This is a genomic window from Sphingomonas sp. 2R-10 (genome assembly GCF_030062225.1).
Lineage (GTDB): Bacteria > Pseudomonadota > Alphaproteobacteria > Sphingomonadales > Sphingomonadaceae > Sphingomonas.
The window spans coordinates 1-21,144 of record NZ_JASCXF010000059.1; the positions used below are offsets into that span (position 1 = coordinate 1).

Here is a 21,144-nt window from a genome sequence, read left to right on the forward strand (position 1 = left end):
CTCCCCGGCCCTCTCCCCTGAAGGGGAGAGGGAGGACTAGTCCGCCGGCGGCAGCGGCGCGTCCTTTTCCATCTGCAGGCCATTGCGCAACAGCATCGGGATGTTCGCCGCGGCGAAGATCAGCGTCAGCGGCACCGCGCCCCACAGCTTGAACCCGACCCAGAAGTCCCAGGTCGAATGGCGCCAGACGACCTCGTTCAAAACGGCCATGAACGCAAAAAAGATCGCCCAGTTCACCGTGAGCTTGCGCCAGCCGGTAGCGCTGAGGCCCGGATAGGCGGTTTCCAGCAGCTGTTGCAGCAGCGGCCGCCCGGTGACGACGCCGAAGGTCAGGATCGCCGAGAACATCGCATAGACGATCGTCGGCTTCATCTTGATGAACACGTCGTCGCGGAAATACAGCGTCAGCGCACCGAACACGACGACGAGACCCGCCGACAGCCACAGCATCGGCGAGACATGGCCCGTCTTCCATTTCGACACGATGATCGCGGCGACGCTGGCGATCATGAACGCGGTGCTGGCGATGATGACCTGCGCCAGCGAATCGACCATGTCGGGCAGGCCGATCTTGCCGGCCAGCAGGTTGGCGACGAAGAACACGAGCAGCGGTCCGTAATCCAGCGCCATGCGGAACAGCGGCGATACCGGCGGTTTGGCAGTCGTCATTTGCGCACCCGTTCCACGCCCGCGATGATGCGGGATACTTCGTGCGCGTCGAACCCGCGGAGGTCGTCGGCGGTTTCACCGACGCCGATCGCATGGATCGGCAGCCCGAACCTTTCGGCAGCCGCGACCAGCACGCCACCGCGCGCGGTCCCGTCCAGCTTGGTCATGACGAGGCCGGTGACGCCTGCCATCTCCTTGAATACCTCGATCTGGTTGAGCGCGTTCTGCCCGGTCGTCGCGTCGAGGACGAGGACGACGTCGTGCGGCGCTTCGGGATTCAGGCGGCCGAGCACGCGCCGGACCTTGGCGAGTTCGTCCATCAGCTCGCGCTTGTTCTGCAGCCGTCCGGCGGTGTCGACGATCAGCACGTCGATGCCGGTCGCCGTCGCCTGCTTGACCGCTTCGTAGACGATGCCGGCCGCGTCGCCGCCCTCCGCACCGCTGACGATCGGCACGCCGATCCGTTCGGCCCACGTGCGCAGCTGCCCGATCGCGGCGGCGCGGAAGGTGTCCCCCGCCGCCAGCATCACGCCATAATCCTGTTCGACCAGCGTCTTGGCGAGCTTGGCGATGGTCGTCGTCTTGCCCGATCCGTTGACGCCGATGACGAGGATCACCTGCGGGCGCGGAAACGCCTCGATCTCCAGCGGCCTGGCGACCGGGGTCAGGACCTTCTCGATCTCCTCCGCCACGACCAGCCGGATGCCCAGCTCCTCCATGTTGCGCTCATACTGCCCCTCGGACAGGCGGGTGCGCACGCGGGCGGCGGTGGCGGGGCCGAGGTCGGACGCGATCAGCGCGTCCTCGATCTCGTCCAGCGTCGCATCGTCCAGCCGCGCGGCGGACAGGCCGACCAGATTGCCGGTCAGGCGGTCGGAGGTCTTCTTCAGACCGCCGAGCAGGCGTTCGTGCCACGAAAGGCTCATAGGGGCATGCCGATCAACTGATCGCCTTCGAGTTGAGTGAGCCGCGCGGTCACGATCGTGCCGGACGGGCAGGGGGGAAGCCGGACGTCGGCAAAGCCGGGGCTGTGCCCGCGCGTGCCGGGACGTTCGACGAGGATCGCGGCGGTCGTGCCGACCTGTCGCTGCAACCAGTGGCGGTGGCGGCGGGCGGCGGCGTCGCGCAACGCCTGCGCACGTGCCTTGGCGACCGGCGGCGGCACCTGCGGCATCCGCGCAGCGGGGGTGCGGGCGCGCGGGCTGTAGGGAAAGACATGGGCATGGACGATGTCGCAATCGTCGATCAGCGCCAGCGTGTTCGCGGCCATCGCATCGTCCTCGGTCGGGAAACCGGCGATCAGGTCGGCGCCGATGGCGATTTCCGGCCGCGCGGACTTCAGGCGATCGACCAGCCGCAGGGCATCGGCACGGCCGTGGCGCCGCCGCATCCGCTTGAGCACCATGTCGTCGCCCGCTTGGAACGACAGATGGACATGCGGCATGACGCGTGGCTCGGTGGTCAATAATTCCAATAGCTTGGCATCGATCGCTGCCGGATCGAGCGAGGACAGCCGCAGTCGCGGCAGCGACGTCCGCGCGACGATGGCCGCCACGAGATCGCCCAGCGCAGGCGTGTCCGACAGGTCGTGGCCATAGCTCGACAGGTCGACCCCGGTCAGCACGACCTCCCCTTGGCCCGCCGCGACCAGGGCAGCGACCTGTTCGACCACGCCGTCGATCGTGGCCGATCGCGACGGCCCGCGACCGGCGGGGATGGCGCAGAAGGTGCAGCCATGGTCGCAACCGTTCTGCACCTCGACGAACGCTCGCGTCTGCCCCGCGAACCCGCCGGCCAGTTGCGGCGCGGTGTCGAGCACGCGGGCGATGTCGCGGACGATCACGGCTTCGGTCGACGCCCATGCCGCCGGGTTCAGCTTGTCCGAATTGCCGATGACGCGGGTCACTTCGGGCATGGCCACGAAACTCGCCGGGTCGATCTGCGCCGCGCAGCCGGTGACGATCAGTTCGCCGGTCGGCCGGTCGCGCCGTGCGCGGCGGATCGCGCGGCGGGTGGCGGCGACCGCGTCGTTGGTCACGGCGCAGCTGTTGACCACCACCACGTCCCGCGCGCCGACGATCCCGCGGATCGCATCGCTTTCCGCGATGTTCAGCCGACAGCCGAGCGTTATGATGGCGGGACCACAGGAGGATGGCATGGGCGACGATCTAGGGACAGCGGACCGCGAAGTCCACGCGGCAGCGCGAAGCGTGCTCGACTTCTGGTTCGACGAGGTCGGGCCGGACCGGCATTTCGCCAAGGACGATGCGCTGGATGCTGCGATCGCCGACCGGTTCGGCGCGCTGCAACGCGACCTGCTGGCCGGCGATGCGGCGGGATGGCGCGACGACCGCGACAGGCTGTTGGCGGCGGTGATCGTGCTCGACCAGTTCTCGCGCAACCTGTTCCGGGGGCAGGGGGCGGCGTTCGCGGCCGATCCGCTCGCGCTGGAACTGGCGCTGATCGGGATCGCGCGCGGCGATGACCGGGCGTTGCCGGCGGATCGTCGCGCGTTCCTCTACATGCCGCTGATGCATAGCGAGGATGCCGGGGTGGCGCGATTCTCGCTGCATTGCTTCGAAGCATTGGGCAACGCCAACAACCTGAAATTCGCGCGCGATCATCATGCGGTGCTGGCACGCTATGGCCGCTATCCGTCGCGCAATGCGGCGCTGGGCCGCGAATCGACCGCGGCGGAGCGCGAATATCTCAGCCGGCCTGACGCCGGATGGTGAAGTCGTTCAGGTCGGGATCGGGCGGGCCGCCATGCGCCAGCAGCCCGCGTGCCGCCAGCATCCGCCGGGTGTCGGCGACCGACAGCGGCTTGCTGTAATGCCACCCCTGCGCCTTGGCACAGCCCAGCGCGGCCAGGCGTTCGGCGATCGTCTCGGTCTCCACGCCCTCGGCGGTGACCGGCAGGTTCAGGTTGGCGCCCAGCCCGATGATCGCGTTCACGATCGCCGCCGAATCGGCGTTGTCGAGCAGCGACAGGACGAAGCTCTTGTCGATCTTGATCCGGTCGAACGGCAGCGCGCGCAGATGCGCCAGGCTGGAATAGCCGGTGCCGAAATCGTCGAGCGCGAGGCGTACGCCCTGATTCTTGAGCGACCCGACGATCGATTGCGCCAGTGCGAGGTTGTCGAACAGCGCGCTCTCGGTAATCTCGATCTCCAGCCGGTTGGCGGCGAATCCGCCCTCGACCATGGCCTTGATGATCTTCTGCGCCAGCCACGCATCGCGCAACTGGCAGGGTGAGATGTTGACCGACAGCGACAGGCCGGGGTCCCAGTCGCGCGCGGCGGCGAACGCCTGCCGCATGATCGACAGCGACAGTTCGGCGATCAGCCCCGATTCCTCGGCGACGGGAATGAAGCGGTCGGGCGGAATCGTGCCCTGCGTCGGATGGACCCAGCGCGCCAACACCTCGAATCCGCACAGCCGCCCGGTCGCCAGATCGATCTGCGGTTCGAAATAGGGCACGATCTGTCCGGCGGGGATGGCGAGGCGCAGCCCGTTTTCGATATCGTTGCGATCGATCAGCGCGTGTTCCATCGCCCGGTTGAACCAGGTGAAGCTGCCGCGTCCCGATTTCTTCGCGCAATACATGGCGATGTCGGCGGCGCGCAGCAGCGTGTCGATCCCGCCGCCGTCGAAGTCGGACCGGGCGACGCCGATCGAACTGGTCAGGTGGATGCGCAGGTCGTCGACCTCGATCGGCTTGGTCAATGCGGCGATGACGCGCGATGCGACATGTTCGACGGTCGAGGGATCGCGCGCGTCGAACACGAAGGCGCAGGCGAATGCGTCACCGCCGAAGCGCGCGGTCAATGCGGCCGACGGCATCACCGCGGCGATCTCCACCGCGGCGCTGCGCAGGACGGCGTCGCCGGCGGCGTGGCCGTGCATGTCGTTGACCATCTTGAAATGATCGAGGTCGACGATCAGCATCGCCACCGCCTGGTCGCGGCGCGATGCCGCCCGCAGCAGCGCGGCGCCGGCCTCGCTCAGCGCGCGGCGGTTGAGGAAGCCGGTCAGCGGGTCGCGCGACGCCAGCATCCGGGCGCGTTCCTCGGCCGCCGACCTGCCATCGATCTCCACCTGTACCGCGCGGTGGCGACGCCAGCCGAAGATCACGAGCGCGGCATTGACGAGGAGCGCGACGACCAGCGGTCGCTGCACCGGCGCACCACCGAAGTAGCGATGGTCGAGCGCGCCGGATATCACCGCGACGCTCAGTCCGACGAACAGCAGGATCGCGCAGACGCAGGTGACGAGCGTCCAGCGGTTGCCGCGCTGTGGCGCCTCCGCCGGGGCCGTGCCCTCGATGCCGCGTTGCCGATCCCATTCCATGCGCGACGGTTATCGGCGGAGATCGGTATAGAAGGTGTTAAAGCCCGTCGTCGGTCCACCGCGCGGCGGCCTCCGGTCGCCGCGGCTTGCATGGCCGGGCCGGATGGTCTAACAGCGCGCATCGTTTCCGTCAGGAATCGTTTCAGCATTGCCGCCCACGGGCGACGCCGGCCGACGAGGTTTCGTCCGCCGGCGTGTTTTGCTTGAGCGGATTTCGGGCGACGCCACGAGTGGAGTGACCGCGTGTTCGAAAGTCTGAGTGACCGGCTGGGAGGGGTGTTCGATCGCCTGCGCGGTCGCGGCGCGCTGACCGAGGCCGATGTCCGCACCGCGATGCGCGAAGTCCGCGTCGCCCTGCTCGAAGCCGATGTGGCGCTGCCCGTCGCGCGCGACTTCGTCGAAAAGGCGACCGAGGCCGCCGTCGGCCAGAACGTCCTGCGTTCGATCACGCCGGGGCAGCAGGTCGTCAAGATCGTCCATGACGCGCTGGTTGAAATGCTGGGGTCGGACACGGCCGAGCTGGACGTCGCCGTCACCCCGCCCGCGGTCATCATGCTGGTCGGGCTTCAGGGCTCGGGCAAGACCACCACCACTGCCAAGCTCGCAAAGCTGTTGGCGAAGCGCGAGGGCAAGAAGGTGATGATGGCGTCGCTGGACGTCAATCGTCCGGCCGCGCAGGAACAGCTGGCGGTGCTGGGTACGCAGGTCGATGTCGCGACGCTGCCGATCGTGCAGGGGCAGCAGCCGGTCGATATCGCCAGACGGGCGCTGCAATCGGCGAAGCTGCAGGGCTTCGACGTCGTCATGCTCGACACGGCGGGCCGCCTGCACGTCGATCAGGCGCTGATGGACGAGATGAAGGCGGTGTCCGACATCGCCCGTCCGAACGAGACGCTGCTGGTCGTCGACTCGCTGACCGGACAGGACGCGGTCAACGTCGCGCAGAACTTTTCCGAACAGGTGCCGCTGACCGGCGTCATTCTGACACGCATGGACGGCGATGCGCGCGGTGGTGCCGCGCTGTCGATGCGCGCCGTCACCGGCAAGCCGATCAAGTTCGCAGGCACCGGCGAAAAGCTGGACGCGATCGAGCCGTTCCACCCGAAGCGGGTCGCCGGTCGCATCCTCGGCATGGGCGACGTCGTCTCGCTGGTGGAGAAGGCGGCAGAGTCGATCCAGGCCGAAGATGCCGAGCGCATGGCCGGCCGCCTCGCCAAGGGGCAGTTCGACATGAACGACCTGCGCGGGCAGCTGGCGCAGATGCGGCGCATGGGCGGTCTGGGCGCGCTGGCGGGCATGATCCCGGGCATGAAGAAGGCGCAGGCGGCAATGGCGTCGGGTGCGGTCGATGAAAAGATCCTGCTGCGCATGGACGCGATGATTACGTCGATGACGGTCAAGGAACGCGCCAAGCCCGAACTCATCAATGCCAAGCGCAAGATCCGTATCGCCAAGGGATCGGGCACGACGGTGCAGGACATCAACAAGCTGTTGAAGATGCACCAGGAAATGCAGACCGCGATGAAGAAGCTCAAGAAGATGGGCGGCATCAAGGGCATGATGGCGATGCTGGGCAAGGGTGGTCCGGGCGGCGGCATGGCCGGCCTTGGCAACGCGCTGGGCGGCGCCGGTCTCGGCGACCTGATGGGCAAGGCGGGTGGCGAAATGCCCGGCCTGCCCGGGCTCGGCGGTGGCGGCATGGGCGGACAGGGCGGCATGCCGCAACTGCCCCCCGGCTTCGAAAATCTCATCAAGAAGAAGTAATCGCCGGTCGGTACCGGCTTACACGAACCAACGAAGGAAGAAGAACAATGGCACTCAGCATCCGTCTGTCGCGTGGTGGCTCGAAGAAGCGTCCGTACTATCGCATCGTCGTCGCCGATGCGCGCAGCCCGCGCGATGGCCGCTTCATCGAGAAGATCGGCACCTACAACCCGCTGCTGGGCAAGGAAGACGAGAAGCGCGTCGTGCTCGACGCCGAGCGTGCGACCCACTGGCTGGGCGTCGGCGCGCAGCCGACCGACCGCGTCGCCCGCTTCCTCGACAAGGCCGGCGTGAAGGAACGCGCCGCCCGCAGCAACCCGACCAAGGGCAAGCCGGGCGAGAAGGCCGTCGAGCGCGCCGAGGAGCGTGCCGAAAAGGCGAAGGCCGCCGAAGAAGCCGCCAACGCTCCGGCCGAAACCGCCGAAGCATAAGCGGATATGCCGGCCCGCCTTTCCGGGCGGGCCGGCCCCTTTGGTCGATGTCACGCGTTCCTGTTCGCCACGCGCAGGAGCATGACCGATGACCGATCCCGAAGAACAGCCGCAGCATGACGAAGACGCCACCAATGTCGGCCGATCGGCGGAAGAACCCGCAGAAGGCCGCGACGACGCCCCCGCCGGCGGCGAAGGTTCGCCCGACGCCTGACCCGGCGGCGGCGGACCGCAGCCGCGTCGTGCTGGCGGCGATCGCTGGTGCGCACGGGCTGGCGGGCGAGGTGCGGCTGAAGCTGTTCACCGACGACCTGTCGGCCTATCCGCTGCTGAATGGCGGCGCACTGACCCTGATGTCGGTGCGCCCCGCCACCAACGGCATGATCGGCAGGTTTCGCGAAATCCCGGACCGGACCAGGGCGGAGGCGATGCGCGGTACCGAGTTGTGGATCGCGCGCGACCAGCTGCCGCCACTGGCCGAGGGCGAATATTATCACGCCGACCTGCTGGGCCTTCCCGCCGTGTCGAGCGCGGGCGAGCCGCTGGGCCATGTCGTCGCGATCGACGATTTCGGCGCGGGCGACGTGATCGAGATCGAACGCCCCGGCGGCAAGCGCTTCATGGTGCCGATGCAGCCGCATGCGGTGCCCGAATGGAACGACCAGCGGCTGGTGGTCGACGCGCTGTTCGCGGTCGACTGACCGCTATCGCTGCGCGGCGGCGGTGAAGGCGCGCCGCACCGCATCGGGGGCATTATCCAGTCGACGTTCGAGCCGGGCCAGCACCGGCCCGTCGTCCATGCCCGACGTGCCGACCCGCTCCATGCTCCAATAGCCGAACTCGCGCTTCGGGACCGGGCGGTCGGACAGGACCGTCACCTCGTGATGGCGCGGATCGATCGCGATCCGGGCATAGGTCGCGGCGATGCTCGATTCCGGCCCCTCGATCACCTGCAGGAAATGGTCGCCGTCGTGCCACAGCAGGCCGGTGATGCCATCGACCGCATTGTTGTGGCGCGACTGTTGCAGGATGCGATCGACATCCACCCCGGCGTCGCTGCGGCTGGTATAGAAGATCTGGCGGTAGGACGGTTCGGACACGCCCTGCGGAATACGATCGCGAAGGACCATTTTCAAGACCGGGGCGGGTGGCAGGCGTGACCGCTATGGGACGGTCGGTGCCGGACCAACCTCGGCATCGGGATCGACCGCTCTGGTAACCAGTCGCCCCAGCAGCGTCACCGGATCGCGCCCGCGGCCATAGCCATAGGCCTCCATCTCCAGCTTGCCACAGCGGCGCTGGCCGCGGAACAGCCCGCAGCCCGACAGGAAGGGGTTCTCGACCGACGGCGGCGGTACCTCGCCCGCCACCGCGCCCGCTTCCGCCGGATCGCGCACGTTCGGCAGCGGCAGGCGGTAGCGATCGTCCCGGTCGCGGTCGCCGCACACCACCACCTCGTTCTGCCCTGCCGGAGTGCAGTCGCGCGCCGCGGCGCGCTCGGCGGCGGCGGCAAGGATGCGGTCGATCGACTGGCCCTGCGCCGGCGCGGTCAGGCAGAGCAGGGCGATCGGGAGCAGGCGGCGGATCATCTGCCACCGACGCTATAGCGCGGCACGGCCGCTGCCAAGCGGTTCAGCGGCGGATCGGATGCCGTTCGTCGAGCAGGTTGCGGATGGTGGTGGCGGCCACCCCCGCTTCGCCCATGGCATGGCTGATCTGGTCGAGCCCCTTCACCACGTCGCCTGCGGCGAACAGGCCGGGGATCGAGGTGCGCTGGTGATCGTCCACCTCAAGGCAACCGTCCCCGCTCGCCCGCGCGCCCGCCGCGACCGCCAGTTCGGAGCGGATATGCGACCCGAGCGCGGGATAGACGCTGTCGAACGCCATGTCGCCCGCCGCGATGCGCACCACGAAGCGGTCGCCGTCGATGCGATAGTCGCCACACGGCCCGTCCACCCGCCGCACCCCGGCACGGTCGAGCGCATCGAGACACGAATCGTCGAGGTCATGGTCGCTGTCGGGCGCGATCAGCGTGACGTCGGTGGTATAGCCGCGCAGGAACAGCGCCTCGCGCATCCCGTGCCGGCTGGTCCCGATCACGCCGACCCGCCGATCGGTGACCTCGTATCCGTCGCAGATCGGGCAGTAGCGCAGCAGCCCGCGCGCGAGCGCCGCGTCGTGCGTCGCATCGTCGAGCCCGCGCGGGCGGTGGTTCACCACGCCGGTCGCCAGCACCACGGTGCGTGCGGCGAGCGTCCCGGTGGCGGTCCGGACGAGGAAATCGTCGCCGTCACGCTCGATCGCGGTGACGGTCGTCGCCTCGCACGTCGCGCCGAACTCGCGCGCCTGTTCGTGCATCCTCGCCAGCAACTCCCGGCCCGCGATCCCGCCCGGATAACCGGCATGGTTGTGCGTCCGCGGGATCAGCGCCGCGCGGCTCGACCCGCAATCGAACATCCGGATCGAAAGGTGGAACCGCGCCAGATAGATCGCGGCAGTAAGCCCGGCGGGGCCGGCCCCGATGATGGCGCAGTCGATCGCGCCGGGACGCGGAACGGGGGACGGGGCGGGCATGGACACGCAAATGACGCGGGAAGGGCTTTCGTTCCCCGCGACATGCGGGCACAGGCTGTCGCCCATGCCGTTCGCCGCCACGATCCTCACCCTGTATCCCGAAATGTTTCCCGGGCCGCTCGGCCTGTCGCTGGCGGGACGGGCGCTGCGCGAGGAACGCTGGTCGCTGGACACGGTGCAGATCCGCGATTTCGCCACCGACCGGCATCGCTCGGTCGACGACACCCCGGCCGGGGGCGGGGCGGGGATGGTGCTGCGCGCCGACGTGCTGGCCGCCGCGCTCGACAGCGTGGGCGATGGGCGTCCGGTGCTGGCGATGACGCCGCGCGGCCGGCCGTTGACGCAGGCGCGGGTCCGTACCCTTGCGGAAGGGCCCGGGGCGATCGTCCTGTGCGGCCGGTTCGAGGGGTTCGACGAACGCCTGTTCGAGGCGCGCGCCATCGAACCGGTCGCGATCGGCGACTACGTGCTGTCGGGTGGCGAAATGGGGGCGCTGGTGCTGCTCGATGCTTGCGTTCGGCTGCTTCCCGGCGTAATGGGCGCGGCTTCGAGTGGTATCGAGGAGAGCTTCGAAAGCGGCCTTCTCGAATATCCTCAATATACCCGACCTGCTGAATGGGAAGGGCGTGTGATCCCCGAAGTGTTGCGATCGGGGGATCATGCGAGGATCGCGGCGTGGCGCAAGTCACGATCGGAATCCGACACACGGCTATGGCGGCCGGACCTGTGGGAGCGTCACGTCGACGCTCGGGTCCAGTCGCCCTCTGGCGCGCACGAAGAGAATGAAGGTCACAAGCAATGAACCTCCTCCAGACGCTCGAAGCGGAACAGATCGCCAAGTTCCTCGAATCGAAGTCGATCCCCGAATTCCGTGCGGGCGATACCCTCAAGGTCGGCGTCAAGGTCGTCGAAGGCGAGCGGACCCGCGTACAGAACTACGAAGGCGTGTGCATCGCGCGGTCGAACGCCGGCATGGGTTCGTCGTTCACCGTTCGCAAGATGAGCTTCGGCGAAGGCGTGGAGCGCGTGTTCCCGCTCTACTCGCCGAACATCGATTCGATCGAGGTCGTCCGTCGCGGCGTCGTTCGGCGCGCGAAGCTCTATTATCTGCGCGGTCGCACCGGCAAGTCGGCGCGTATCGCCGAACGCCGCGATCCGCGTCCGGCAAAGGCGACCGCTGCCGAGTAACCGGCGCGGCCTGCGGGCAAGCGATCAGGGCGCGGTGGCCAATGGCCGCCGCGCCCTTTTTCGTGGATGGCTCGACCGGGTCCATCGTCGCCGGGGATCAAGTCGAAACCTCCGCGAAAGTCTCGAACAGAACCAACGCCTCGCCGTACCCCGGCGAAGGCCGGGGTCCAGTTGGAAAGGCTTTTCCGTATCTTGCCAATGTCCCCCCACTGGGCCCCGGCCTTCGCCGGGGTACGGATTGAGGGCTTTGCAGAGGTCTCGATCAAGTCCGGGGTGACGGGCGAGGCGATGATCGGGCACCTCCTGCAACGCTCTGCGGCGCCACCCACCGACACGCGTCATCCCGGCGAAGGCCGGGATCTCCCTGTTGCTTGTGCGCACCTGCCCGCGGGATGCCCCAGCCTTGGCCGGGGCAAGGTTCACGACGGCAAAAACCGGTCCCGCAGGCCGTTCCGGCGGCTCTACGCGTCCTCCGGCAATCCGATCGGCGCCGACACCGTGAACCGCAGCCCCGGTGCGTTGTCGCTTTCCTCGATCGTGCCGTCGAGCCGCTTGACCATCGCGGTCAGCATCCGCGTGCCGAACCCGGTGCGGGTACCGGTGCGGCCCTGTCCGCGATCGGCGACGGTCAGTCGGAAGCGATTGCGGAACCGTTCCAGCGTCACCGCGATCGGACCGGACTTGCCGCCATAGGCATATTTCTGTGCGTTGATGACCAGTTCGACGAGGACCAGCCCGATCTGCACCGCGGCATCGGCGCTGATGAGCAGGGGGGCAAGGTCCATCGTCACCCGCCCGGTCCATTCCGCGCCCATCGACGACTGCATCTCGTTCAGCAGGTCCTCGATATAGCGGCCGAGGTCGATGACCGTGACGGTGTCGTCGGAATAGAGCCGGCGATGGACCAGCGCGACCGCCGACAGCCGCCGCTGCGCTTCGCCCAGATGGCGGGTCAGCGTCTCGTCATTCTCGGCATTGGCCTGCATGGCAAGGAACGCGACCACCAGTTGCAGGCTGTTCTGCACGCGGTGGTTCACTTCCTTGATGAGCGTTTCCTGCTGGGCGAGCAGCGCGTCCTTGTCCGTGACCGCACGGGTCAGTTCCCGGTTCAGCTCGCCGATGCGGCGACGCTGGCGGACATCGAACAACAGCCGCGACAGCCGGTGCGCGGCCTCGACCTCGGCCGAGGTCCACGGGCGGGCGCGACCGCGGATTTCCTCGCTCCACGCCGCGAACGACGCACGCGGGCTCAGCGGCTGGTCGGCGTGCTGGTCGACCGCCTTGTGCGGATTGCCGGCCCACTGGATCGTCTGCAACGTCTCGGCCCGGAACCACAGCAGCACGACCGGTTCGTCGGCGGACAGGGTGATCGCCAGCAGCCCGCTCGCCAGGTCGCGATAGGCCTCCGCCCCCGGCATCCGCTGCTGGAGCGAAGCGCTGTGCAGCAATATGCTGCCCTGACGCCGGACCCATCCGAGCATGTCGGCGATCGCTTCCTGCGACGGGACGGTGCCGCTGGTGTGCAGCGTCGCACCGCGTTGCAGGACGAAGCCGTCGGCGTCGAGCAGCCGGCGCAGGTCGTTGGCGACCATCGCACCGACCGTGTCGGGCTCGTCTTCCTGCGCCATTCGCTGGGCCAGCGCATCCTCGGCGGTGCGCAGCCGCAGCCGCTCACGATATTCGGCGGCCTCTTCCTTGGCGCGGACCTGCTGCGCGAACGATGCGGCGATCAGTTCGCAGGTCTTGCGCTGGAGGTAGGACAGGGTTCGTGGCGAACGGTGATGACACGCCACCAGCCCCCACAGGATGCCGTCCTTGATGATCGACACCGATGCCGACGCGCCGACGCCCATGTTGCGCAGATACTGGACATGGATCGGCGATACGGCGCGCACGCCGACGTCGCTCAGGTCGACGGAGCGCAACGCCGGGTCGATCGCGACGATCGGCGCGGGGGTATAGCCGGCATCGGGGATCACACGCACGCGGTTGCGGACATACAGCGCGCGCGCCTGTCGCGGGATGTCGGATGCCGGGAAATGGTGGTTCAGGAACCCGTGCATGTTGGGTGCATGGCGTTCGGCCACGACCTTCCCCGAATCGTCGTCGAGGAAGCGATAGATCATGACCCGGTCGAATCCGGTCAGCCGTGAAAAGACCACCGCAGCGCGCGCGCACAGGTCGTCGAGGTCGGTAGCGCGGGAGAAGTCCTCGCCGCCATGTTCGATCCACGTCAGCGCGTCGTCGGTGCCGGGCTGGCCCGGGGCCGTCGCTTCCAGTTCGATCAGCCAGTACCGGCCCTCGCGGCTGGCGACTACCGACAGGCCGGCACGATCGATCGTGCCGAGCGCCAGCGGCCCGGCAACGGTCGAGCGCAGCACCTCCAGACCGGAATCGCCGATCAGGGTGCGGATCGACCCGCCGAGCCAGTCCGGCCCCAGCAGCGTCGCGACATCGCCCGCGCCGCCGACGATCGCGCCTTCGGCCGGATCGACGATCAGCAGCATGCCGTGCGGCTGGATCGCGCCCGGAATATGGATCGGTTCGCGGTCGCAGACGGTCAGGTCGTGCCCGAGATCCGAGGGCGACGGAGCAAGCGGCGATCCGGCATTCTCCGCATCAGGAATCGTCGCCAAGCCCGGACCTTTCGTCGTCAACGTACAGCCCGGCGACAAGGATCGTTGCGGGAACGTATTGCAGTACCGACTAATGATCCGGGCTTCAACCTGTCCCGGTCGGCGCGTCGATCACCTGCCGGACCCGCGCCGCCAGATCGGCCCGTTTGTACGGCTTGCCGATCAGGTCGAATTCGGTGCCGCGCGCATCGACCCGCTCGATCGACGCCTCGGCATAGCCGGTCGTCAGCAGGATCTTCATCGCCGGTCGCAGGCGCCGGGCGGCGCGCGCCAGCATCACCCCGTTCATGCCGCCGGGCATGATGAGGTCGGTGAACAGCAGGTCGATGGCGCCGTCGCGCTCGATGATCCCGAGCGCTTCCGGCGCGTTGGCCGCCCGCAATATCGTGTAGCCGAAGTCCTTCAGGATCGCTTCGGCAAGATCGCCGACGTCGGGCTGGTCCTCGACGACCAGAACCGTTTCGTTCCCGCGCGATCCGCTCTCGGGTTGGCGCCGGTGGCGGTGGATCGGCTCGGGCCGGGCGTCGGCGGCGGGAAAGAGCAGGTGGACCGTCGTGCCCCGGCCGACCCGGGATTCGACGTGCAGTGCGCCGCCCGACTGTTTCATGAAGCCATAGACCATCGACAGGCCGAGGCCGGTGCCCTTGCCCTGGTCCTTGGTCGTGAAGAACGGCTCGGTGACTCGGGCGCGGACGTCCTCCGCCATGCCGACGCCGGTGTCGGTGATGGAAAGCGCGATGAAGTCGCCGCTCAGCCTCGCCCCGAAGCGCGGGTCGCCGCCGTCCAGCCGCCTGCGTTCGGACGCGATGGTCAGCGTGCCGCCATCGGGCATCGCGTCGCGCGCGTTCATGACGATGCCGAGGATCGCGGTTTCGGCCTGGACGGGATCGATCCGCGCATTGCAGTCGGGGCCGCACTGCTTCACGTCGATCGCGATTCCGGACGCGCCGATCGTCCGCCGCATCATCGGCAGCAGTGTCCGGACCAGGTCGTCGACGTTGGTCACCCGTCCCGACAGCTTCTGCTGGCGCGAAAAGGCCAGCATCTGCTGCGTCAGTTCGGCACCGCGCTCGGCCGCATCCATCACCGCCCGCAGCGACCGGCGGGCGCGGGCCGGGTCGACCGGCCGCTCCGCGCTGCGTTCGATCTGGGTCAGCAGGACGTCGGCGAACCCCTGGATCACGGTCAACAGATTGTTGAAGTCGTGGGCGATCCCCCCGCTCAGCCGCCCGACCGCCTCCATCTTCTGCGCCTGCCGCAGCGCCTCCTCGGCATCGCGGCGGCGGGTGACGTCGAGCTGCGAGGCGAAGTAATAGCGCAGCGTCCCGTCCTGATCGAGCACCGGCGATATGAACAGCGCGTTCCAGAAGGCGCTGCCGTTCTTCTTGTAGTTGACGATCTCGACCGATGTTTCCCGCTGCCGCTCGATCGCCTCCCCGATTTGGCGCACCGTGTCGCGGTCGGTTTCCGGCCCCTGCAGGAAGCGGCAGTTGCGGCCCAGTACCTCGTCGGCACCATAGCCGGTCATGGTCAGGAAGGCGGGGTTGGCGAAGATGATCGGATTGTCGGGCTGGTTCGGGTCGGTGACGATCATCGGCATCCGGGTGGTCTTTACCGCGGTGAAGAAGATGCCGCTGCTTGGATCGTGCATCGCCGCGCCCGCCATCGCCGGCTGCGGGGGATCGCGGTCGAGCGGCTTTTCCGGACTGGGAGAGGACATGCGCGAAGGGCCTTGCCGGTTGAAGGACGTGCGACAAAGGTCGTGAACGACGGCTTTGGTTCCCATGCCCGTGGACCCCTGGCGCCGTGCCGCTCGTTCGCACCGACATGAACCCCGTACGCCAAGCCATTGCGAAACAGGTCCGCGCCCTGACCGGCGCGGGCGACGGCGCGATCGACCTGACCCGTCCGGCGGGCGACGACGGGCTGTTCGGCCCGACGTCGGTCAGTTGGCGGGTCCATGCCGACTTCTCGTCGATGATGATCGGCGGCACCGCCGCGCTGCTGGTGCAGATGCTGCATCCCGGTGCCCTGGCCGGGGTGTGGGACCATAGCGATTTCCGGCGCGACATGCTGGGCAGGCTCAAGCGCACCGCCCAGTTCATTGCCGCCACCACCTATGGCGGCACTGCGGAGGCCGAACGGCTGATCGGGCGCGTACGGACGATCCACGACCATGTGCATGGCGTGCTGCCCGACGGCACGCGCTACGACGCGAACGACCCGCATCTGCTGACGTGGGTGCATGTCGCCGAGACCGATTCGTTCCTGCGCGCCTATCTGCGCTACCGCGATCCGATGCTGTCGAGCGGCGATCAGGATCGCTATTTCGCCGAGAATGTCGTCGTGGCGCAGCGGCTGGGCGCGCGCGACGTGCCCGACAGCCGGGCGGCGACCGAGGTGTGGCTGCGCGACGTGCGCGGCGAACTGCGCTGCGACGATCGCACGCGCGCGGTGCGCGACGCGCTGTTGCAGCAGCCGCTGCCCAACCCGCTGCTGAAGGGGTTCGGCGCGCTGAACACCGCCGCGGCGATCGACCTGCTGCCGCCATGGGCGCGGGCGATGCTGGAATTGCAGGACCATCCGCGTATCGGCGTGCGCAGCGGCGCGCAGGGCATGGCGCGGGTGCTGCGCTGGGCGCTGGGCGGGTCCGCGTCGGAGAAGGGCGCGCGGGCACAGGGGTAGGGGGCGCCGGCACCCATGTTCCTTGCCCCAAGTGTCACCCCAGCGAAGGCTGGGTCTCTGGGCAAGGAAGCGCACGCCTCGCCGCAGGAGACCCCCGCCTTCGCTGGGGTGACGAGGATCAGAGGGTCGGCAACCCGCCGCGCAGTTCCTCGACCCATGCGGTCGCCACCCCGTCCGACGGCGCGCGCCAGTCGCCGCGCGGCGACAGCGCACCGCCAGCCGACACCTTTGGTCCGTTGGGCAGCGCCGACCGCTTGAACTGGCTCGACTGGAAGAAGCGCCACAGGAACTTCTCCAGCCACGTCGCGATCACGGGCAGGTCATACGCCCCCTTGGCATCCTCCGGAAAATCGATCGGCCAGCGCCCGGCCTGCGCATCGCGCCACGCGTGCCAGCACAGAAACGCGACCTTCGACGGGCGCATGCCGTAGCGGACGATATGGTGCAGGAAGAAGTCGTTGAGCGCATAGGGCCCGACGCGATCCTCGGTGCTCTGCATCCGCCCGGCATCGTCGGCCGGCACCAGTTCGGGCGAAATCTCGGTATGCAGGATCGCGTCGAGCACGGCGTCGGTATCGCCGTCGAACTGGTCGGTGCGGATCGTCCAGCGAATGAGGTACTGGATCAGCGTCTTGGGCACGCCGGCGTTGACGCCGTAATGGCTCATATGGTCGCCGACGCCATAGGTACACCACCCCAGCGCCAGCTCCGACAGGTCGCCGGTGCCCAGCACCAGCGCCTCGCGCTGGTTGGCGAGGCGGAAGAGATAGTCGGTGCGCAGCCCCGCCTGCACATTCTCGAACGTCACGTCGTAAACCGCCTCGCCCTTCGCGAACGAGTGGTCCATGTCGCCCAGCATCTGCCGCGCGGCGGGGCGGATGTCGATCTCGTCGCCGGTGATGCCCAGCGCGCGCATCAGCTTCCACGCATTGCCCTTCGTCGTCTCGCCGGTCGCGAAGCCGGGCATGGTGAAGCCCAATATGTCGCTGCGCGGCCGTTCCAGCCGGTCGAACGCCTTGGCTGCGACGATCAGCGCATGGGTCGAATCCAGCCCGCCCGACACGCCGATCACCAGCCGCCGCGTCCCCGACGCCACCAGCCGCTTGCGCAGCGCCTCCACCTGGATGTTGAACGCTTCGTAGCAATCGTCGTCCAGCCGCTCGGGCGTGTCGGGGACGAAGGGATAGCGGCGCACCGGGCGCTGCAACCCGATATCGCGCGCTTCCGCCACATGGTCGAACCCGACCCGCCGGAACCGCGTCTCGGGATGGCCGCTGGCCGCCGCGCAGTCGTTGAACGTGCCGGTCCGCATCCGCTCCAGCCGCAGCCGGTCGAGATCGACATCGGCCATCGCGATCCCCGCCGACCGGTCGAACCGCTGCGATTGGGCCAGCAGCGCGCCCAGTTCATGCACCGACCCTTGCCCATCCCATGACAGGTCGGTCGTGCTTTCGCCGCTGCCCGCCGCCGAATAGACATAGGCCGACATGGTCCGCGACGATTGCGACGCGCACAGCATCTCGCGGTCGCGCGCCTTGCCGATGACGATGTTCGACGCCGACAGGTTGCACAGCACCAGCGCCCCGGCCATCGCCCCCGCGGTCGATGGCGGCAGAGGCGACCAGAAATCCTCGCAGATCTCGGCATGGAACACGAAATCGGCCATGTCGCGCGCCGCGAAGATCAGGTCGGTGCCGAACGGCACCTCCTGTCCCGCGACCGTCATGGTCAGGCCGGTCAGCCCGACACCGGCGGCGAACCAGCGCTTCTCGTAATATTCGCGGTAATTGGGCAGGTAGGTCTTGGGCACCACCCCCAGCACCCGCCCGCGCGCCACGGCCACCGCACAGTTGTAGAGCCGGCCGTTCCGCCTGAGCGCCGCGCCCAGCAGCAGGACGGGACGCAGGCCGGCGCTCGCCGCGACCACCGCCGCCAGTGCCGCATCGGTCGCGTCGCACAACGCGTCCTGCAGATGCAGGTCGTCGATGGCATAGGCGGTGAGGTTCAGTTCGGGAAACACCAGCAGGTCGGCACCCGCATCATGCCCCTGCTGCGCCAGTGCGATCGCCGCACGGCCCCCGGCCGCCGGATCGCCGACATGCGCGGGCGGGGTACACGCGCCGACGCGCAGGAAGCCATGGGTGTGGATCGAATGGAACGGGTGGGTCATGGCCTGCATCTTATCGGCAGATGCCGCCGTACGGAACCGTTAGCGATGACGGCGGGGGGGGGTAGGCACTCCAACTACGCCAAACCAACCCCGCCGTTTGGTTCGAGTCGCGATCGAGCGAAGTCGAGAGCGCGTATCGAGAATGCGGTTCCGCGGGGGTGGCCTATGCAGGTTTCGTTGGGGGCAAGGGTTCTCGACGGACGCTTCTCGACAAGCTCGAAGCTGCTCGAACCGAACGGTTGGGGAAATTGGTAGGTCAGATGGGGGGACAGCGGCGTCCCCCGACCTCAAACCTTGGCGGCGTAGATCATCCGGCCTTCGCCCAGCAGGGCGAACACCCGCGCCAGATCGCCTTCGGCAACCGCGAAACAGCCCTGGCTGCGACCCAGCTTGCCGTGCTGCGCGATCATTTCCGGATTTGCATACCACGCACCGTGCACGACGATCGCCCGCATCAGTGCATTGTTGTTGGTCGCGTCGAGCCCCAGCAGCCGCTGCGATCGGCCATGCTTGCCGACATAATAATTGTCGGTGATGAACGCGCCTTCGGACGTCGCGTTCGAATCGGGGACGTTGCTGAACCGTTCCAGCCGGCCGCAATGCGCCGGATCCGATCCGCTGCCATGGGCGACGCGCATGGCGGACACGACGCCGCTGTGCATGTCGATGAACTGGAAACGCGGATGGGTGGAATCGACCGCGAAGTCGGCGATCGCGATGCGGTCGGTCCGCTGGAGCGTGCCGGCATGGCGCGCCATCGCGGCCTGCGCCCGCTCGAACAGTCGCGGATTGACCGTGGCGGGGGCACGCATCTGCCGCACCGGGGCGGCGGGGACGGGGGCCGATGCCAGCCGCTGCGGCGGCGGCATGATCGATGCATTCTGCGCGATGGGCACGATCGCGTTCGTCGAACAGCCCTGTGCCAATACGGCGCCGGCCAGTCCGCCTGCCGCCTTCAGCACCGCCCGCCGCGATCGAACCGATTGGTCCTGCATCCAAATCCTCGCCAAGTCGTTGAGGCTCCTAGATACGGGTGCAACCGATTCCATTCAATTAACGCGCGGTCACCCGTTCCGCCGCTCGTCGCGCCTGAGCCACGGGCGAACGACTCCGCGTATTACGGTTAACGCCGGATTTGCCATTCGCCGGCCGTTGCGGGATAACGGTTCGCATGAAGATCGCGATCGTCCCGGTCCTTTTGCTTGCCATGTCGCCCACGGTCGCCCCGGCACAGGAACCGGCGGCATTGGCGGTCGAGCGTGCGGCGGTGGCGATGCGGCCGGGCGATCATCGCTGGGCCGATGATCCGACGCTGCCCGGCGCGGTCAGCATCGTCATCAGCGTCCCGATGCAGATGGCGTTCGTCTATCGCGGCGAGATGCTGGTCGGTGCGACCACGGTATCGACGGGCAAGCCGGGCAAGATGACGCCGATCGGCGAATACACCATCCTTCAGAAGCGGCCGTTCCACCGCTCCAACCTCTACAACAACGCGCCGATGCCGTTCATGCAGCGCCTGACGTGGGACGGCGTCGCGCTCCATGCGGGCAACCTGCCGGGCTTTCCCGCCTCGCATGGCTGCATCCGCATTCCGACCGCCTTCGCGCGCAAGCTGTTCGGTGCGACGCAGCTCGGCGGACAGGTTGCGGTGGTGAACGACGTCATCGCCTTTCCCGCCTATCGCGCGGCCGATACGGCGCCGCGGCTGGAGCCGGCCGGGATCATGACGCTCGCCGATCGCGACGACCGCGTGAGCACCGGGGGCCGGGTTGCCGCGCCGCGCTGATCGCTGGCTGGTCGTCGTCGGCGCACTGGCGCTGGCCGGGTGTGGCGGCGATGCGTCGGACAATGCGGCCTTGGTGTCTGACAATGCGATCTTGCCGGCGCCAGACGCGACACCGACCCGCGTCGCACCCTCGCCGGTGCCTGCTGCCCAGGTTGCCAGTACCGTCCCCGACCGGCTGACCGTCACGACCAACGAACCCTTTTACTCGGTTCGCGTGGCGCCCGATGTGCTGGTCCTGACCGGGGTCGATATGCCGACGCGTCGCCTGGCGGTGCTGGATCGCGAGGTTCGCGCCGATACGCGACGCTGGCGGGCCGGCGATCTGACCGTGCAGGTCGAACGCAAGCCGTGCGCGGACGACATGTCGGGCGCGCCGCGCGACTTTACCGCAACCCTGACCCTGAACGGCCAAGCGATCCGTGGCTGCGGCTTCACCGGCACCCCTGCGCCGCCGCCGGGCGAGCAGGTCGCCGCCGACGTCATTCCCGCCCGCTTCGTCGGCCGCTGGAACCGCGACGCCGCCGCCTGCGCCCGCCCCGCCGCCTCGATCGAGGGGGTGAAGGTATCACCGGACGAACTGTGGTTCCACGAAAGCGTGGGCAAGGTACGCCGCGTCGAACCGCTGGCCGACGGCCGCATCCGCATCACCGCCGCCTATGACGGCGAGGGCCAACGCTGGACCTCGACCCAGACGCTGGCGGTCGACGGCAACCGGCTGACCATCATCACCGACGGCCGCCCCTTCACCCGCCTCCGCTGCGCCGACTAGAGCATCGAGCGTTTAATCAAGCGCATAGCCGGCGGCGGTGAAGTAGTTGCGACACTCGCCGGGGTCATACAGATTGCAGATAGAGCCAACGGTTTTCCAGAGGTCGTCGATGGTCCTGGCGC

At 68.2% G+C, this 21,144-nt stretch carries 20 protein-coding genes; 9 read left to right on the forward strand and 11 right to left on the reverse strand.

The window, feature by feature from the left end; genetic code table 11:
* Positions 1–36: 36 nt before the first annotated feature.
* From QLH51_RS18760 to mtaB, 3 genes are read right to left on the reverse strand one after another with little or no spacing between them, the layout of a single operon-like run.
* A complete protein-coding gene (locus QLH51_RS18760; RefSeq protein WP_125662339.1) occupies positions 37–669 on the reverse strand; it encodes a septation protein A in 633 nt (210 codons plus the stop codon).
* Positions 666–1,595, reverse strand: coding sequence for a signal recognition particle-docking protein FtsY (gene ftsY / locus QLH51_RS18765; RefSeq protein WP_125662342.1), 930 nt, complete (start codon positions 1,593–1,595; stop codon positions 666–668). The genes QLH51_RS18760 and ftsY overlap by 4 nt, the downstream gene beginning before the upstream one ends.
* On the reverse strand, positions 1,592–2,827 hold the full coding sequence (mtaB, locus tag QLH51_RS18770; protein ID WP_125662345.1) for a tRNA (N(6)-L-threonylcarbamoyladenosine(37)-C(2))-methylthiotransferase MtaB: 1,236 nt from the start codon (positions 2,825–2,827) through the stop codon (positions 1,592–1,594). The genes ftsY and mtaB overlap by 4 nt, the downstream gene beginning before the upstream one ends.
* Between mtaB and QLH51_RS18775 the strand changes: the two genes are divergently transcribed.
* The gene (locus QLH51_RS18775; protein WP_125662348.1) at positions 2,826–3,404 is read left to right on the forward strand and encodes a DUF924 family protein; all 579 of its coding nucleotides are present in this window, start codon (positions 2,826–2,828) and stop codon (positions 3,402–3,404) included. The genes mtaB and QLH51_RS18775 overlap by 2 nt on opposite strands.
* Here QLH51_RS18775 and QLH51_RS18780 read toward each other — a convergent pair.
* Positions 3,379–5,019 (reverse strand): putative bifunctional diguanylate cyclase/phosphodiesterase, encoded by a 1,641-nt coding sequence (locus QLH51_RS18780; RefSeq protein ID WP_125662351.1) that lies wholly within the window; start codon positions 5,017–5,019, stop codon positions 3,379–3,381. The two genes, QLH51_RS18775 and QLH51_RS18780, sit on opposite strands and share 26 nt — an antisense overlap.
* A gap of 243 nt (positions 5,020–5,262) precedes the next feature.
* Here QLH51_RS18780 and ffh point away from each other — a divergent pair, with 243 nt between their 5' ends.
* The 3 genes from ffh to rimM all read left to right on the forward strand — a co-directional run bounded on the left by ffh (position 5,263) and on the right by rimM (position 7,915).
* Positions 5,263–6,783 carry a signal recognition particle protein gene (gene ffh / locus QLH51_RS18785; protein WP_125662354.1) on the forward strand — a complete coding sequence of 507 codons (1,521 nt, stop codon included), beginning with the start codon at positions 5,263–5,265 and terminating at the stop codon, positions 6,781–6,783.
* A 47-nt stretch (positions 6,784–6,830) separates the two neighbouring features.
* Positions 6,831–7,214, forward strand: coding sequence for a 30S ribosomal protein S16 (gene rpsP, locus QLH51_RS18790; RefSeq protein ID WP_125662357.1), 384 nt, complete (start codon positions 6,831–6,833; stop codon positions 7,212–7,214).
* 116 nt (positions 7,215–7,330) lie between these two features.
* Positions 7,331–7,915: a ribosome maturation factor RimM gene (rimM, locus tag QLH51_RS18795; protein ID WP_206429299.1), complete on the forward strand. Its 585-nt coding sequence runs from the start codon at positions 7,331–7,333 to the stop codon at positions 7,913–7,915.
* A gap of 3 nt (positions 7,916–7,918) precedes the next feature.
* Here the strand turns inward: rimM and QLH51_RS18800 are convergent, their stop codons facing one another.
* The 3 genes from QLH51_RS18800 to QLH51_RS18810 all read right to left on the reverse strand — a co-directional run bounded on the left by QLH51_RS18800 (position 7,919) and on the right by QLH51_RS18810 (position 9,788).
* Positions 7,919–8,314 carry a BLUF domain-containing protein gene (locus tag QLH51_RS18800; protein WP_164516251.1) on the reverse strand — a complete coding sequence of 132 codons (396 nt, stop codon included), beginning with the start codon at positions 8,312–8,314 and terminating at the stop codon, positions 7,919–7,921.
* Positions 8,315–8,377: 63 nt separating this feature from the next.
* Positions 8,378–8,803: a hypothetical protein gene (locus QLH51_RS18805; RefSeq protein WP_125662365.1), complete on the reverse strand. Its 426-nt coding sequence runs from the start codon at positions 8,801–8,803 to the stop codon at positions 8,378–8,380.
* A gap of 43 nt (positions 8,804–8,846) precedes the next feature.
* Positions 8,847–9,788, reverse strand: coding sequence for an NAD(P)/FAD-dependent oxidoreductase (locus QLH51_RS18810; protein ID WP_125662384.1), 942 nt, complete (start codon positions 9,786–9,788; stop codon positions 8,847–8,849).
* A 64-nt stretch (positions 9,789–9,852) separates the two neighbouring features.
* Between QLH51_RS18810 and trmD the strand changes: the two genes are divergently transcribed.
* Positions 9,853–10,590 (forward strand): tRNA (guanosine(37)-N1)-methyltransferase TrmD, encoded by a 738-nt coding sequence (gene trmD / locus QLH51_RS18815; RefSeq protein WP_125662367.1) that lies wholly within the window; start codon positions 9,853–9,855, stop codon positions 10,588–10,590.
* A complete protein-coding gene (gene rplS, locus QLH51_RS18820) occupies positions 10,587–10,976 on the forward strand; it encodes a 50S ribosomal protein L19 (protein WP_056497824.1) in 390 nt (129 codons plus the stop codon). The genes trmD and rplS overlap by 4 nt, the downstream gene beginning before the upstream one ends.
* 461 nt (positions 10,977–11,437) lie before the next feature.
* Here the strand turns inward: rplS and QLH51_RS18825 are convergent, their stop codons facing one another.
* Positions 11,438–13,612 carry a histidine kinase dimerization/phosphoacceptor domain -containing protein gene (locus QLH51_RS18825; RefSeq protein WP_206429300.1) on the reverse strand — a complete coding sequence of 725 codons (2,175 nt, stop codon included), beginning with the start codon at positions 13,610–13,612 and terminating at the stop codon, positions 11,438–11,440.
* Between the two features lie 85 nt (positions 13,613–13,697).
* Positions 13,698–15,332 (reverse strand): histidine kinase famiy protein, encoded by a 1,635-nt coding sequence (locus QLH51_RS18830; RefSeq protein ID WP_125662369.1) that lies wholly within the window; start codon positions 15,330–15,332, stop codon positions 13,698–13,700.
* Between the two features lie 107 nt (positions 15,333–15,439).
* Here QLH51_RS18830 and QLH51_RS18835 point away from each other — a divergent pair, with 107 nt between their 5' ends.
* The gene (locus tag QLH51_RS18835) at positions 15,440–16,297 is read left to right on the forward strand and encodes an oxygenase MpaB family protein (protein ID WP_125662372.1); all 858 of its coding nucleotides are present in this window, start codon (positions 15,440–15,442) and stop codon (positions 16,295–16,297) included.
* A gap of 118 nt (positions 16,298–16,415) precedes the next feature.
* Here QLH51_RS18835 and QLH51_RS18840 read toward each other — a convergent pair whose 3' ends face one another.
* The gene (locus tag QLH51_RS18840) at positions 16,416–18,467 is read right to left on the reverse strand and encodes an NAD(+) synthase (protein ID WP_125662375.1); all 2,052 of its coding nucleotides are present in this window, start codon (positions 18,465–18,467) and stop codon (positions 16,416–16,418) included.
* 287 nt (positions 18,468–18,754) lie between these two features.
* The gene (locus QLH51_RS18845) at positions 18,755–19,462 is read right to left on the reverse strand and encodes a murein L,D-transpeptidase catalytic domain family protein (protein ID WP_125662378.1); all 708 of its coding nucleotides are present in this window, start codon (positions 19,460–19,462) and stop codon (positions 18,755–18,757) included.
* A gap of 176 nt (positions 19,463–19,638) precedes the next feature.
* Between QLH51_RS18845 and QLH51_RS18850 the strand changes: the two genes are divergently transcribed.
* Together QLH51_RS18850 and QLH51_RS18855 are read left to right on the forward strand one after the other, a co-directional pair.
* Positions 19,639–20,253 (forward strand): L,D-transpeptidase family protein, encoded by a 615-nt coding sequence (locus QLH51_RS18850; protein WP_206429301.1) that lies wholly within the window; start codon positions 19,639–19,641, stop codon positions 20,251–20,253.
* Positions 20,237–21,022 carry a hypothetical protein gene (locus tag QLH51_RS18855; protein ID WP_125662381.1) on the forward strand — a complete coding sequence of 262 codons (786 nt, stop codon included), beginning with the start codon at positions 20,237–20,239 and terminating at the stop codon, positions 21,020–21,022. Before QLH51_RS18850 ends, QLH51_RS18855 begins: the two co-directional genes overlap by 17 nt.
* The last annotated feature ends 122 nt before the right edge of the window (positions 21,023–21,144 follow it).